Raw genomic sequence first — 13375 nt, 5'->3', positions numbered from 1 at the left:
GATGCAAAGGGTGACGTTTGATTTACAACATATCGGCAGTGCTGGTGAATTTTACCGACAGTTTGCCCGCAAGTTCGACCTGTGTTATTTCGGTGACAATCTGGATGCGCTATGGGATATGTTAACGGCAGGCATTCCTTTGCCGGTGCGAATTACCCTGCGCCACCTTAACGGCCACCCGCAGCAGGCAGCGCTGCTGCGGATCCTGCAGGTCATGCAGGAGGCCGAAGAGGAAACCGGCGGGGCTTTCAGCGTGCGCGTCAGCGCCAAGCCCCCCGGGGATTAACGGCGGATCAGTTTTAAAATCTGTGCCAGCTTCTCACGCTGCTCCTGGCTGATTTCGCGTGAGGCGGCATAGCCGGCGTTCTGCACAATCATCTCATTGAGCCCCACCAGCCAGTCATAGATGTAAAACGCAGCATGGTTGTTGGGCTTTAATGCCAGCCGCGTCAGACGCTGCCCCGGACCCAGATTAACGGTCTGCGCCTCCGGCTTGGCAAAAATCTTCTGCCCGCGATTGATGCGGCTGTCAGGTCGCTGAGCCTCCGGCAACTGCTGGAAGCCCAGCCAGGCGACAAAATCACCCAGTACGCTGAGCGCCCGTGAGACCTGACGGTCAGCGATCTGTTCGGCAGGCAGTCCCTGAGCATCGCTGTCTGCCAGCACCCGCACCAGCGCACCTTCCAGCTCCTGACGGACGCTGGCGGTGATCAGCTCTTCGGTCAGCATCTCCAGCGTGGGTTTGCTGACGCCCAGCAATTCCAGCAGCGGCGCGTTATCCGGCAGCAGGCGCAGCTGATTAACCCAGTGACGATAGACGCTCTGCGCGAATTCCGCCTCCTGGTCGACGACCGGCACACTGTGATAGCTGGTCTGTACGGCCGTCAGCGGCTCGTCGCTCAACAGATCAATGGTCATGCCGATGCCGAAGGGATCGTCTTCGCTGATGCTGTATTCATCGGCGGCCGTCCGTTCGGTACGGAGCTGGCGCTGCAGGAACAGGTGACGCAGGGTATCGCGCACGGGCACCAGCCGCTCTAACAGTTCACCGTGAACCCCGGTACGGGTTTGCAGGGCTTTCAGCAGGCTTTCGGCGATGCGCAGACGCTCCGCCGGGTCTTCGCCTTCGGCCGCCTGATACCAGCGCCCGAGCAGGTTGTCACACAGTTCACGCTGGATCTCCACGCGCTGGGCGGCAATGCGGGCAAGCTTGCTGTCAGCACGAACCTCATTGACCAGATACCCGGCCATGCGCTGTACCCCTTTCTCATCCATCGCCAGCATCGCCCCCCAGGCATCACCGGGGTTACCCACGAAACGCTGTACCGCCGCATCGTGGTTATGACCGTGGGTAATGCGCTGATCGAACGGCGTCATGGCCCAGATCAGTCCTGGTTTACGCCCGCTGCGCAGGGCAGTGGTTTCCCCCTGGGTCTGCTTAACCCAGAAATCGAGCAGGCGGCCAGTACGGCGGGTTTCATTCCGGTGTACCGAGGCGCTGCAAACCAGCAGATGGGTGACATCCTGTTCAACGGCGGCACGCTGCAGCAGGAACGGACGTCGGGCCTGTAAAAACTCCAGCGCCAGCTCATGCTGCTCATCGTCAGGCAGTACGGTTAAATCAATAAAGCCCGGGAAGTCGAGCAGATCGACTTCACTGAACAGCGCCTCACGCGGTGCGCTGTACAGGGGCAGCAGCACTTCCCGGCTGAGCAAGGTCAGTTCCGCCAGCGCCACGCTGACCGGTGCCAGGCTGCGGCCCGCATGGCGCGGTACCACCTGCAACGTCAGGTCGGCTGTGGCGTTAAACTGGCTGACGCCGGTGCTGTTCAGCAGGCTGTAAGAGGGCTCATCCAGCACGCTTAACGGTGCCAGCACCCGCGTTACGCAGGCAAGGTGATGCAGAACGTGTGCCAGCTGGCGGTAAAGGGCGGTGAGCTGACGATCTTCGCCCCACAGCAGAGAGAACAGGCGGGCACGATCGTCCACGCCCAGCAGCGGTGCCAGCTCGACGGCCTGCGGCCAGAAGTGGCTGTCCAGCGCGCTGCTGCGCGCCAGGCTGATATTCAGGCCGTCCCACAGTGCAACCATCTGATGACGGTTGATCCCGTCGACCGGTTCGGGTTGGCGGTACATCGCCACGTTCTGCACCCGATCGCCCAGCTGGGATTCATCCAGCGGCGCGGCAACGTCGCCACGGCGCTGTGCGTACTGCAGCGCCAGCACCGCGACCAGTTCACATTCGGTCAGCAGATCCAGCTGAACCGGCCAGCTGCTGTCGCTGCTCTGCTGCTGCCCGCTGAAACGCTGTACCAGGTTGGCAGTATGCTGCTGAGGATTAAGCTGGCTGGCGTAATCGAGCACGCTGTTGCCCAGCGCGCACTCCATGCGGCCTTTTTCGCTGGCGGCGAGGGCATTGATCAGGTAGGACTTACCCGCCTGCGCCAGGCCAAACAGCCCGATGGCGCAATTCTGCGGCGTATTACGTGCCAGTACGCTGGCATGATTGTGCTGACGCAGAAGCTTGATCGCCAGACGGTCGGCTTCCATATTCAGACGCGGGGCCTGCTGGCGGTTAACCTCCAGCCAGGCGAGCGCCTGCTCAATACCCTGGGTCAGGGCATCACGCTTTTTATTGGCCTGTGCGGTCAGGATTTTATTGAGAGATTTCATTTCTTAAAGACGCTCCCGCTGTCAATCCAGTAATGCGCCATACCCGAGGCCCCGCTGGCCAGCGTATTCAGGCGCAGGCGCAGGTGCTCCAGCGGCACCTGGCTGCCGTCGTCCAGGACGGCATCGGCGATATCAAATCGTTCCGGGCCAAACTCTCCAAACGGACGGCTGACCGCCAGTTTGATACGTAATACTTTATCCCCGGCGACGCTGCGCGCCAGCTGCGGGTCGACGATAGTCAGCGTATAGAGCGGCGAGGCGGGCCAGCGGTCATTGTCCAGCTGACGGAAACCGAGGGTGATCGCCCCCCGCACCTGGAAGCGGCTGCGCACATCCAGGGTAAAAGCGTGCTGATCCAGGTCGATATCGCTGTACCAGACATTGTCGGCCGTCAGCGCACCAGTACCGTCCAGCATCCCCAGATAGCGAATGGTCGAGTAGGGCTGGAAGTCACCGGCCTTAAACCAGAAGTTGGCCAGGCGCAGATCGAGCGACAGCAGGCAGAGCATCGCCCCCACCGCCGCCGTCGATTTCGGGTTCTCGATTTTTCCCTGCTTATTGAAGGGATACCAGTCGTTGGTGTGGTAGCCATCCAGCGACAGAATACGGCTCACCGGCAACGGTTGCAGGTGGCGGAACAGCGCCTGCACGCCGGGGAAGCGTGAAGGGCGGCCGGTCAGCAGCAGCACGTCGCAGTCGTATACCGCCACCACCTCTGACATCGACCGCAGACTGTGGGTGATATTCATGCGCGGCGACAGGAACTCGGCGTGCAGCTTGCTGAGGCGAACAATCAGCGGCACCGCCAGGATATCAAAGCCTTTCGCTTCGCCCGGCAGTTCGCGCTGGATCTCCCGGTTGATGTAGTCGAGCAGCTTTTCCGTCGGTGCCTGGGCCAGCAGCTCACCGAAGCGCGCGTCAATTTCAGCGGTCAAATCAAGCGGGTCGAACGTTTCATAAGCTTCGAGGATCGCCTGACCTAACGGAATAAAGATCTGTAGTGTGACCTGCTGCCGCAGGGTGGAGTGCCCGTCAAGACGGCCTTCGTGCCCAAACAGTCGGGTCATCACCGCTTCCGGGTTGACCATGCCTGCCTGCTTAAAGGCAGCCTGTAAGGCGGGCAGGACGTACAGCTGGATCACATCCAGCAAAATATCGTCACCCGCCAGCTTAAAGCCTTCGCGGAACAGCAGGCGGGGCATAATTTTAACGTTGTTGCCCACGCCATCGTCCAGACGGTACTGCGTGATGGCCAGGTCAGTGGTACCACCGCCGATATCAATCGAGGCGATACGCAGGGTTTTTCCTGCCGGTTCATCAGCGGCGCGGGCGCGATCCGGGCGCGCCATGCTGGCAAAGAACGCCTCAGCGCGGCCGCCAAAGTTAACCTGCGTTTCATTATACAGATAGACCATCTGGCCGCAGGTGGCCTCATCCCACTCCATCTGCACGTCGGGAACCGGTACGCTGCTTTTCGCTTTATCTTCCGCGTGAGTGAAATCGTCATCCATCGGGTGCCAGCCCATTGATTTCCACACCAGGGCGATAGCCTCCAGCATGCGGCGGCGGAAGATCTCCCGCTCCGGCTTCGGCATGGCCGAGGGCAGGGTAAGGATGATATTGCGCAGCTGGCGTGGCGCGCTGCTGTGCAGCATCTTCTGCCGCTGTAAGGGGCTGTTCATCTGCAGCAGCGCCTGCGCCAGCAGTTCGGAGAGCATCAGGCTCATCACCGAGCTGCGGCTGTAATGCGGGGCAAACACCGGCAGGCGCTCTTCCAGCGGAATCGTGTACAGAGGCTGGCCTTCATCGTTGATCAGATAGGTCAGCGGCAGTGCGGTGGCCAGCGGCTCCTGCTGCAGATTGCCCGGTGTGTGGCTGAAGCGCCACCCGGGGGTGTAACTCTCTTCATCCCACAGATAACGGCGCGGGCTGGAAAGGCCGGTTGCCCCTTCGGTCCCCAGGCGCTGGAGCGCCAGCTGGCCCGCCTCACGTCCCACGCGGGTAATCGACGGCCAGATAAAGGCGTCGTCGCGGCCGCTTTCCAGCGAAAAGTTTTGCTTACCGAAGCTGGCCTGGGCAAATTCCACGCGGCTTTCAAACAGCTCGTTATAGAGCTGATGCGGCTCACTGAGATTTCGCATCTGTAATTCGTAGGTGTGCTTGAGGCCCTGGTGATCATCGACATGATCTTCCACCATAATGCCGCAGGTGTGGGAGTTACCCACGTCGAGGATCAGATCGACAGCAATCGCTGGCTCCTGCAGCGTCGCCGCGCTGATTTTGAGTTCAGGAATGGAGAGCTGCTGCCCGAGCAGATGCAGGATATTCAGATAGTGCGCCTGATACTCAAACTCACGCAGGGCAGCTTTGATATTGACCTGCGGACGCAGTTCCAGTGCCGAGGCGGCTTGGGTAAAGGCTTCACGCAGCCAGCCGTCCACCCAGGTGTGATCGAGGAATTCTCCCAGTTCGTCGCTGCGGTGCGCCAGCGCAAAGCTGACGCCATTTTTCACATCATTTTCATTCAGCGCCAGCGACTCATCTTCGCCATCTGCCCAGACTTTGGTATCGAACGCCAGCACCACGCGGTGGCTGTTGCCACTGGCATCCGGTTTATCCAGCGCCACCACGCGCACGCGCGCCCAGTTATCCGGGCCGCCGATAAACGTTCGCGGCGGGTTAAAGCGGAAAAACGGCAGCGGCAGCCACTGGCCGTTAAGCAGTGTCAGCGACTGGGCCAGCGGGAAACTGAATTCAGGCTTCACCACTTCCGGGCTGCTGCCTGCGGCCTGCGGCAGCAGGTATTTTCCGGTCTGCGCATGGTAATTCAGGCGCAGCAGCGGGCCGTTGGCGGTCTGCCGGACAAATTTGCCCGGCCAGTCAGCATTGAGATCCGGTATCAGGGCAAAGTCGAGGAACTGGACGCCGCTGTTCTGCACCAGCGTCATGTTTGGTTTAAAATCCGCAATTGTCGCCAGCATTATGATTTACTCTCACGCTTCATGGTCATCGGCAACACCGTATCGGCGTTATAGCTACCGCTGCACTCGGCAGGGCCGGTCAGGCCCTGTTTACACACCAGCTCCGGCATCTGATAGCGGGAGCCATCGCTGCAGCGCGCTTTAGTGCGGCTGTTGATCACCAGGTTACCGGAGGACATCAGCCCGGCGAAGACCTCCACCTTACAGCTGACGCCGTCACCCTGAGTAATGCGCGCGGTGCCTTTGCCATTCTTCATCTGATACTTGAGCATCGGCGGGGTACCGGTCGGCAGGTTTTTCTGCACCAGGACGCGCCAGCTGCCGTTAAGGAACTTGGTTGAACCCAGTTTGACCGCATCACCCGGCAGGACCAGATCGTCCCGGGCAACGGGACGCGCCTCCGCGACGGTTTCCACGGCTGGTGCCGGTGCGGGAGCAGGGGCAGGCGTGACTGGAGCAATCACGGCCGCCGCCAGCGGTAAGGTTGTCGGTTTAACGTCTGCGACCGGGGCACGCTGGGCGATCGCCGGGGTAACAGCCGGCGTGACCGCCGGTACCGGCGGGGTGACAGACGGTGTTGCGCGGGCCACCGGTGCGTCCGGTACCACTTCTGCCGGTTTGTCGCTGCCTTTTTTCAGTTGGAAACCAAACACCACCAGCAGTGCCACTGCAGGTAGCACCCAGCCATAGCGCAGCCAGATATTCACCTTTGGCTTCACCGGCAGCGCAGCGGACGGCGTTTCATCTGCAACGTCTTCTGGCTCATCGATAATGTCCAGCGCGGGCATCGGCGGAACAACCACCGGTGGAGGGACAGGAACCGTCGCCGCAGCGGCGGGTTCAGGCGTAATCAGCGGCGCAATCACCGGGGAGACGGAGGCAGCAACCGACAGCGGCGTTGCCACGGGGGCAGGGGCCAGCAGGGAGAGACCCGGTTTGGGCTCATCGTCCTCAATCTGCAGGCAGTCAAATACGTCCTGGCGGGATTTTTTATCCAGGCTGACAAACCCCCAGAAGGTGATCACCGGTTTACCGCCCACCAGATACACGTAGTTCTGGTCAGGGAACTGCAGGGCTTTATTCAGCAGGGCGCCAAACAGTTTCTGGCTGGGCTTATCAGACTGCCGGGCACGTTCACCGATTTCCGCAATGGCGGTCTGGCAGGCCTGCAGCTGACTGAGCGCGGCGGTACGCGCGCTGTTGCTGGCGGCGGCCCAGGAGGTCACCTTACCTGCCACCGGTGAGTACCAGTCCAGGCGGGTGCCTGCGTCGTCAGGCTGGGGGATCGCCAGACAGTCGGCAACCTGCGACTGTTTTCTCAGGCGCAGGGTTTCGCGCAGTTGCAAAGCCGAAAGATATACCGGCTGTCCGTTCTCACCCAGAGCGAGAACAGCGTCAAGATTACCGCTGCGTAAGAAGATTTTTGCCACGCAAAGAGACCTTATAGTCAGAGTTCGGAAGTAAAAAGCGTGTGTAATCAGACTATTTTAGTGGTACGTGACTTAAATCAAATGCGCAAATAAGCAATAAAACAGGTGAGTACTTAGGGCTTAGGCTCGCAGCCACGTCAGTACGGAAGGGCCGACCAATGAAAAGGTCGACCCGTGAAACGTTCTATGATGCGCTCTGAAGCGCCTTTAAGCGCGCAATATCCCCGGACGTTATCGCCGCCAGATTCTGCGTGATCTTCTCTGGCGGCCAGTCCCACCAGGCAATGTTTTCCAGCTCAACAATCACTTCATCGCTGAAACGCTGACGGATCACCTTTGCCGGATTTCCTCCAACAATGCTGTACGCAGGAACATCAGACACCACCACTGAACGTGACGAGATAATCGCGCCGTTACCGAGGGTGACGCCGGGCATCACCAGGCAGTCATAACCGATCCAGACATCATTACCCACGCGGGTGTCGCCTTTATACGGCAGGTCACCGGGCTGCGGCGCAGCACTTTCCCAGCCGTTGCCGAAGATAAAGAAAGGGAAGGTAGAGAGGCCGGAGGTCTTGTGATTGGCCCCATTCATGATAAATTTCACCCCGCGCGCCAGGGCGCAAAACTTACCAATAATCAGCTTATCGCCGATGAACGGGTAGTGATAGAGCACGTTGCGCTCAAAGTTCTCTGCACCTTCCGGGTCGTCGTAATAGGTGTAATCACCAATGATGATATTGGGACGGGTGACGCTGTTTTTAATAAAACAGACCTGAGGGAAGTCAGGTAAGGGATGTTTCTCGTCCGGATGGGGTCCGTACATAAAGTCCTCCTGTAGTCATAGCGTAAAGAGAGTGTAATTCAGAGGATACCGATCCGCCTAAGCTGTATTCAGGCACAGAGGGGCGTTATGATAGCTGCGCCAAATTCGGCCGAGGAGAATTCGCCATAATGTTGTATCGTTTTACGCTGGCAGCTGTCGTTGCCGCCACCACGCTGACCGGATGTGCTGCTTTTAAACCGGCGTCCACGCAGGCCCCGGTGACGGAGGCCGCCACTGCGCCCGTTGCCACCGCACAACCGGCAGAATCTGCACAGCCGGTAGAGGCTGCACAACCTGTCCCGCCTGCCCAGCCGGCAGAATCAACGCCGTCGGCAGACACCGCGCAGCCAACACCTGTCGAACAGCCGGTGCAGACGCAGCCGATCACCGCACCGGGTGCCGTTACAGAGCCCGTCACGCCAGCGGCGGCGACCGCAGAGACACCGGCCAGCAAGGCCGAAGCGCCAGTCACCTCACCGTCAGCCGACGCCCCCGCTGCGACCGCCAGCGCGCCGGTCCCCGTCGAAGAGACGGCACCTGCTGCGGCGGCACCGGTGAAGGACGAGAAAATTTCAGCGGCAGAAAGCACTCAGGCCGTGGCACCGTTCAGCAGCGGCCCGACGCAGATTGATGTTTCGCATATCGTGACCCGTGCAGATGATGGCTCTTCCATCACGCTAACCATTGACGGGACGGAAGCGGGGGTCCTCAAACGGGGGGAGAAACGGGTGGTATTTGTCGAACCCGGCAAGCATCAGGTGGGCGGTTACGTGCAGACGCTGTTCGGCCTGGGCCGCGTGACCATCCCGCCGGTGGAAATCACCACCGTACCCGGTAAAGTCAAAAAGGTGGCTTACTCGGTGACCCGCACCAAACCCGCTTTTACAGAAGCAACGGACAGTCAGAACAGCGCGGGCTGATGTGCATCCCCGTATTCAGCGCATAAAAAAGGCCGATCCTGAGGATCGGCCTTTTTCACGTCAGAAGGCGCTTACAGTGCCATGTCGTGCTGCGGGTTGTCGGCGCGCTTCTCTGGCTGAGAAGGGGCGTCTGCCTGCTTGTTGTGATCCATATCGATAACCGGTGGCTTAACCAGCTGCAGGGTGGCGGCGGTATCATCCCACACCTGCTGAGTCAGCGCGCTGTTGCCGTTTAACTGCTGGCCATAGCTCGGCACGATAGTGCGGATCTTGCTCTGCCACTCCGGAGAGTTAAACTGCTCAGGGAACAGTTTTTTCATCACGTTCAGCGCAATAGGAGCCGCCGTGGAAGCACCCGGGGAAGCACCCAGCAGGGCCGCCAGGGTTTTCTGCTGATCGGTCACAATTTCCGTACCCAGTTTCAGCACGCCGCCTTTTTCTTCATCTTTTTTGATGATCTGAACGCGCTGGCCTGCCTGAATTAACTTCCAGTCTTCTTTACGCGCGGCGGGGTAGTACTCTTTCAGTGCTTCAAAACGGTCGTTGTCATCCAGCATCACCTGACCAATCAGGTATTTCACCAGGTCGAAGTTATCCATACCAACGTGGGTCATTGGCATGAAGTTGCTGGTGGTGGTGGTGCTTAACAGATCGAACAGCGAACCATTTTTCAGGAACTTGGTGGAGAAGGTCGCGAACGGCCCAAACAGTACCACGCGTTTGCCGTCGAGGAAGCGGGCGTCCAGGTGAGGTACGGACATCGGCGGCGCGCCCACGGAAGCCTGACCGTACACTTTTTCAGTGTGCAGTTTGGTGATTTCCGGGTTCTCAGTCACCAGGAAGGAACCGCCTACCGGGAAGCCTGCGTAGTTATCCGCTTCCGGAATGCCGGTTTTCTGCAGCAGCTTCAGCGCGCCGCCACCCGCACCGATAAACACATATTTGGCATCGACTGCGTGCTCTTCACCGGTTTTGACATCGGTGATGGTCACATGCCAGGAGTTATCCGGGTTACGTTTGAAATCGGTCGCTTCAGCGGAAGTTTCCAGCTGGAAGTTTTTATCTTTCTTCAGGCTGCCGATCAGCTGACGGGTAATTTCACCGTAGTTGACGTCGGTACCCACCGGGGTCCAGGTCGCCGCGACTTTCTGCTGCGGATCGCGGCCTTGCATGGTCAGCGGTGCCCACTGTTTGATCTGATTCTGATCGGTGGAGAACTTCATGCCCTGGAACAGGGTGGTCTGCTGCAGCGCTTCATAGCGCTTGGTCAGGTAGTTAACGTTGGTGTCACCCCAGACCAGACTCATATGCGGCGTAGAGTTAATAAATGAGTGCGGGTTGTTCAGGATGCCGCGTTTGACCTGGGCCGTCCAGAACTGACGGGAAATCATAAACTGTTCGTTAATGTCCAGTGCCTTAGACACATCAATAGAACCATCCGGACGCTCGGGCGTGTAATTGAGCTCCATATTGGCGGAGTGACCTGTACCGGCATTATTCCAGCCGTTAGAGGATTCCAGCGCCACGCCGTCCAGCTTCTCTACCATCAGCTGTTTCCAGCCCGGCTGAAGTTCCTGTAACCAGGTACCCAGAGAGGCGCTCATAATACCGCCGCCGATCAGCAGGACATCGGTTTTTTCCGTGGCAGGAGTTTCAGCCCAGGTACTGGTGCACACCAGCACTGCTGACAGCGAAAGCAGGGGGATCGTTCTTTTAAAGTTAGACATATTAAATAAGGCATCAATATAGGTTAACAAATTGAGCGCATATTTTAGGCTCAATTTAACGAAAAGTTAATAACTATTTATTATATTTAAATCAAATCCCTAAATTAATTTACTTACTTAACGTTTAATTTAATTACCCTCTGAGTTTATTTACTTATAAATAGGCAAAAGCCTGTTATTCAATTATCGCGGGAAATGAAAAAACAGCAGCGGACTTTATGCCCGGGACGGGGCAATGCCGCACACTCTCTTGCCCACGCTGTCGGCCAAAAAAGGTGACACTTTTTTCGAATAGAACACCGTCCTCAGGTGTTAACTGAACATCTTCCACTGCGACAGGAAAACCCTCGCGATGTCATTACCTCCCTCACGGCCCCTGCGTCAGCGCTATGACGCTCTGACCCTGGCGCTGCACTGGCTCACCGCCGGCAGCGTTATCTTTCTGTTTGCATCAGCGCATATCTGGGCGCTGCTGGAGCGCGGGACGCCGCTGCGTAAAGGCTTACAGTCAGTGCATATCTCCTGCGGCATTCTGCTGGCGACCGTCATGGTTATCCGTCCGCTGTGGCGTATCTTCAGCCAGCACCGGGCGCGCTTTGCCCTGCCACCTGCAGCGGGATCGCGCCTGTCACGTGTTGCCGCGCACGCCGTCCACGGGGCGCTGTATCTTCTGCTGTTCACGCAGACAGGCCTCGGCTTTATGTTGCGCTGGGCGCAGCAGGAGCCCTTTACCTTCTTCGGTCTGTTTCATATCCCTGCGTGGATCGCCGTCGATCCCGGCCGACGCCATCAGCTGGCAGGCTGGCACGACAATGTGGCGTGGGCGCTGATTATTCTGGCGGGCGCACACGCGCTTGCCGCACTGTTCCATCACTATGTTCTGCGCGACAGCGTCCTGCGCCGAATGCTGCCCGTTCGCAACACTTCCGCTTCCTGACAGGATAACGACCATGAAAAAAATGATGTTACTGATGACGCTTCCGGCGCTGCTGTTTACCCTGCACGCACCGCTGGCGCAGGCCATGGGTGATGACAATAGCGAGAGCAAAACCCCGGACTGCCCGAAAGGTCAGGTGTATGACAGTACCCGCAGGCAGTGCGTCGTGGAAAAAACCAGCCGCCTCAGCGATGAGGATAAAACCCGCTACGCCTACCACCTGGCGAAGAAGGGCGATTATCAGGCCGCGCTGAATCTCCTGGACAGGCTTAAAAATCCGGATACCCGCGAGGCATGGAATTATCGTGGCTATGCCACGCGGAAATCAGGGCGTACGGATGAGGGGATAGGCTATTATCAGCGCTCGATAGCGCTCGATCCACACTATGCCCGGGTACGCGAATACCTCGGTGAGGCATGGATGATTAAAGGGCGTCCTGACCTGGCGCGCGAGCAGCTGGCGGTTATTCGCTCCCTGTGCGGGGTGAACTGTGAAGAGTACCGGGATTTACAGGCGGCGATTAACGGCCACCCTGAGTCCTGAACGGCCGGCGGCCTGGAGAAGAAAACATGACCAGCAGCGAAGTCCGCCATCATCTGGCAGACCATCTTACGCGCCTGTGGCGCTACGGGATGGTGCTGTCCCGTAACAACGAGGTGGCCCGGGAGCTGGTGCAGACCACCTGCGTCCGGGCGCTTGAGCGCAGCGCACAGTTTACCCCCGGTACGCGCATTGACCGCTGGTTATTTACGCTGCTGCATTCGGTGTGGATCAACGATCTGCGCGCGCAGCGCGTGCGCCAGGGGCAGGGATTTGTCGACAGCGACGAGCTTTATGCCCCGGACACCTGGCAGCATGACGATAACCATCTGCACTATCAGCAGGTGATGCAGCGCGTGGCCAGACTGCCCGAGGCGCAGCGGAATGCCGTGTTCCTTGTCTACGTTGAAGGTTTTACCTATCAGGAAGCAGCTGACACGCTGACCGTACCGATCGGCACCATTATGAGCCGTCTGGCGGCGGCAAGGACTACGCTGGCACGAGCCGAAACCGGTACAGCGACCGTAAAGGAGAAACGCCTGTGAACAGAGAACGGTTAAGCGCCCCCTGGAGCGATGAAGCGATTACCGCGTGGCTGGACGGTGAGATGAGCGCAGACGAGATGCAGGACTTTGAGCAGCAGCTGAAGCGTGATCAGACGCTGTCCGCCCGCACCGCCGCACTGATGAAGAGCAACCAGCCGTTTGAAGCGGCCTTTGAGCCGCTGCTGGCGGCGGCACCGGCGGCGCAGATGAAGAAAGACCTCGATCGCCTGCTGGCGCAATCGCCCGCCCCGGCAGCCACCGGACAGGTCAGCCGGCGGGCGCTGATTGCCGCCTCGCTGAGTTTCCTCGCGATCGGCTCCAGCCTCGGCTATTTTGCCCGGCCCGATGGGGCGCAGCGTGAAAGCGAGAAGATCCGCGACCTGGAAGCCGGGTATATGTCCCTCTACAGCCCGCAAACGCTGGCCGACGTGGACAGCTCCGCGCCGCTGATTGCGCGGGCGCTGGAACGCACCTCGCAGCAGATGGGCCTGCAGCTCAGCGCGGAACAGCTGGCGTTACACAATGCCGCGCTGAAAAGCGTGCGGCTGCTGCGCTATGACGATACCAGCATCGTGCAGATCGCCTGGGAACATGCCCAGTGGGGGCCGGTGGCACTCTGCGTCTCGCGTGAAAAGCATGAAAATGAAACCGAGATACAGGCGGAGCGGCGTCACGGGATGAACCTTGCCTGGTGGCACGCCGGGGGATATCAGTTCGTGCTGATTGGCCGCAGTCCGGCACAACAGCTGCAACAGAGCGCCGGGAGGCTGAGGCAGGGGTTGAGCGCAGCCTGAG

11 protein-coding genes are annotated in these 13375 nt (G+C 59.2%); 6 read left to right on the top strand and 5 right to left on the bottom strand.

Annotation, left to right across the window (positions count from 1 at the left end; translation table 11 throughout):
• Nucleotide 1: 1 nt before the first annotated feature.
• On the top strand, nucleotides 2-286 hold the full coding sequence (locus IFU29_RS01810; protein ID WP_191932403.1) for a barstar family protein: 285 nt from the start codon (nucleotides 2-4) through the stop codon (nucleotides 284-286).
• Here the strand turns inward: IFU29_RS01810 and IFU29_RS01805 are convergent.
• From IFU29_RS01805 to IFU29_RS01790, 4 genes are all read right to left on the bottom strand, one after another.
• Complete coding sequence (locus tag IFU29_RS01805) at nucleotides 283-2673, bottom strand: virulence factor SrfC family protein (protein ID WP_191932402.1); 2391 nt, start codon at nucleotides 2671-2673, stop codon at nucleotides 283-285. The two genes, IFU29_RS01810 and IFU29_RS01805, sit on opposite strands and share 4 nt — an antisense overlap.
• Entirely contained in the window at nucleotides 2670-5654 is a 2985-nt protein-coding gene (locus IFU29_RS01800) for a virulence factor SrfB (RefSeq protein WP_191932401.1), read from the bottom strand. The genes IFU29_RS01805 and IFU29_RS01800 overlap by 4 nt, the downstream gene beginning before the upstream one ends.
• On the bottom strand, nucleotides 5654-7084 hold the full coding sequence (locus IFU29_RS01795) for an SrfA family protein (RefSeq protein ID WP_191932400.1): 1431 nt from the start codon (nucleotides 7082-7084) through the stop codon (nucleotides 5654-5656). The genes IFU29_RS01800 and IFU29_RS01795 overlap by 1 nt, the downstream gene beginning before the upstream one ends.
• A gap of 184 nt (nucleotides 7085-7268) precedes the next feature.
• On the bottom strand, nucleotides 7269-7910 hold the full coding sequence (locus tag IFU29_RS01790) for a Vat family streptogramin A O-acetyltransferase (protein WP_191932399.1): 642 nt from the start codon (nucleotides 7908-7910) through the stop codon (nucleotides 7269-7271).
• Nucleotides 7911-8038: 128 nt separating this feature from the next.
• Between IFU29_RS01790 and IFU29_RS22700 the strand changes: the two genes are divergently transcribed.
• Nucleotides 8039-8830 carry a hypothetical protein gene (locus IFU29_RS22700; protein WP_191932398.1) on the top strand — a complete coding sequence of 264 codons (792 nt, stop codon included), beginning with the start codon at nucleotides 8039-8041 and terminating at the stop codon, nucleotides 8828-8830.
• Nucleotides 8831-8901: 71 nt separating this feature from the next.
• On the opposite strand, the gene mqo is transcribed toward IFU29_RS22700, so the two are convergent.
• Entirely contained in the window at nucleotides 8902-10557 is a 1656-nt protein-coding gene (mqo, locus tag IFU29_RS01780; RefSeq protein ID WP_191932397.1) for a malate dehydrogenase (quinone), read from the bottom strand.
• A gap of 352 nt (nucleotides 10558-10909) precedes the next feature.
• Between mqo and IFU29_RS01775 the strand changes: the two genes are divergently transcribed.
• Genes IFU29_RS01775 through IFU29_RS01760 form a run of 4 tightly spaced genes read left to right on the top strand, consistent with a single transcriptional unit; the run spans nucleotide 10910 to nucleotide 13374 of the window.
• Nucleotides 10910-11494 (top strand): cytochrome b, encoded by a 585-nt coding sequence (locus IFU29_RS01775; RefSeq protein WP_191932396.1) that lies wholly within the window; start codon nucleotides 10910-10912, stop codon nucleotides 11492-11494.
• A 13-nt stretch (nucleotides 11495-11507) separates the two neighbouring features.
• Nucleotides 11508-12038, top strand: coding sequence for a tetratricopeptide repeat protein (locus IFU29_RS01770; RefSeq protein ID WP_191932395.1), 531 nt, complete (start codon nucleotides 11508-11510; stop codon nucleotides 12036-12038).
• A gap of 26 nt (nucleotides 12039-12064) precedes the next feature.
• Nucleotides 12065-12580 carry a sigma-70 family RNA polymerase sigma factor gene (locus IFU29_RS01765; protein ID WP_191932394.1) on the top strand — a complete coding sequence of 172 codons (516 nt, stop codon included), beginning with the start codon at nucleotides 12065-12067 and terminating at the stop codon, nucleotides 12578-12580.
• Nucleotides 12577-13374, top strand: coding sequence for a hypothetical protein (locus IFU29_RS01760; protein ID WP_191932393.1), 798 nt, complete (start codon nucleotides 12577-12579; stop codon nucleotides 13372-13374). Before IFU29_RS01765 ends, IFU29_RS01760 begins: the two co-directional genes overlap by 4 nt.
• The last annotated feature ends 1 nt before the right edge of the window (nucleotide 13375 follow it).

Origin of the sequence: Erwinia persicina (genome assembly GCF_014838825.1) — a bacterium.
In the GTDB taxonomy this organism is placed as follows: Bacteria; Pseudomonadota; Gammaproteobacteria; order Enterobacterales; family Enterobacteriaceae; genus Erwinia; species Erwinia persicina_A.
The sequence above is the reverse complement of the archived record's forward strand: the minus strand, read 5'-3'. Positions and strand labels throughout refer to the sequence as shown.

Bases quoted from the DNA above. Each gene is read 5' to 3' on its own strand.
- IFU29_RS01765 (WP_191932394.1), top strand. From the start codon at position 12,065: ATGACCAGCAGCGAAGTCCGCCATCATCTGGCAGACCATCTTACGCGC.
- IFU29_RS01770 (WP_191932395.1), top strand. From the start codon at position 11,508: ATGAAAAAAATGATGTTACTGATGACGCTTCCGGCGCTGCTGTTTACC.
- IFU29_RS01800 (WP_191932401.1), bottom strand. From the start codon at position 5,654: ATGCTGGCGACAATTGCGGATTTTAAACCAAACATGACGCTGGTGCAG.
- IFU29_RS22700 (WP_191932398.1), top strand. From the start codon at position 8,039: ATGTTGTATCGTTTTACGCTGGCAGCTGTCGTTGCCGCCACCACGCTG.
- IFU29_RS01810 (WP_191932403.1), top strand. From the start codon at position 2: ATGCAAAGGGTGACGTTTGATTTACAACATATCGGCAGTGCTGGTGAA.
- IFU29_RS01775 (WP_191932396.1), top strand. From the start codon at position 10,910: ATGTCATTACCTCCCTCACGGCCCCTGCGTCAGCGCTATGACGCTCTG.
- mqo (WP_191932397.1), bottom strand. From the start codon at position 10,557: ATGTCTAACTTTAAAAGAACGATCCCCCTGCTTTCGCTGTCAGCAGTG.
- IFU29_RS01805 (WP_191932402.1), bottom strand. From the start codon at position 2,673: ATGAAATCTCTCAATAAAATCCTGACCGCACAGGCCAATAAAAAGCGT.
- IFU29_RS01790 (WP_191932399.1), bottom strand. From the start codon at position 7,910: ATGTACGGACCCCATCCGGACGAGAAACATCCCTTACCTGACTTCCCT.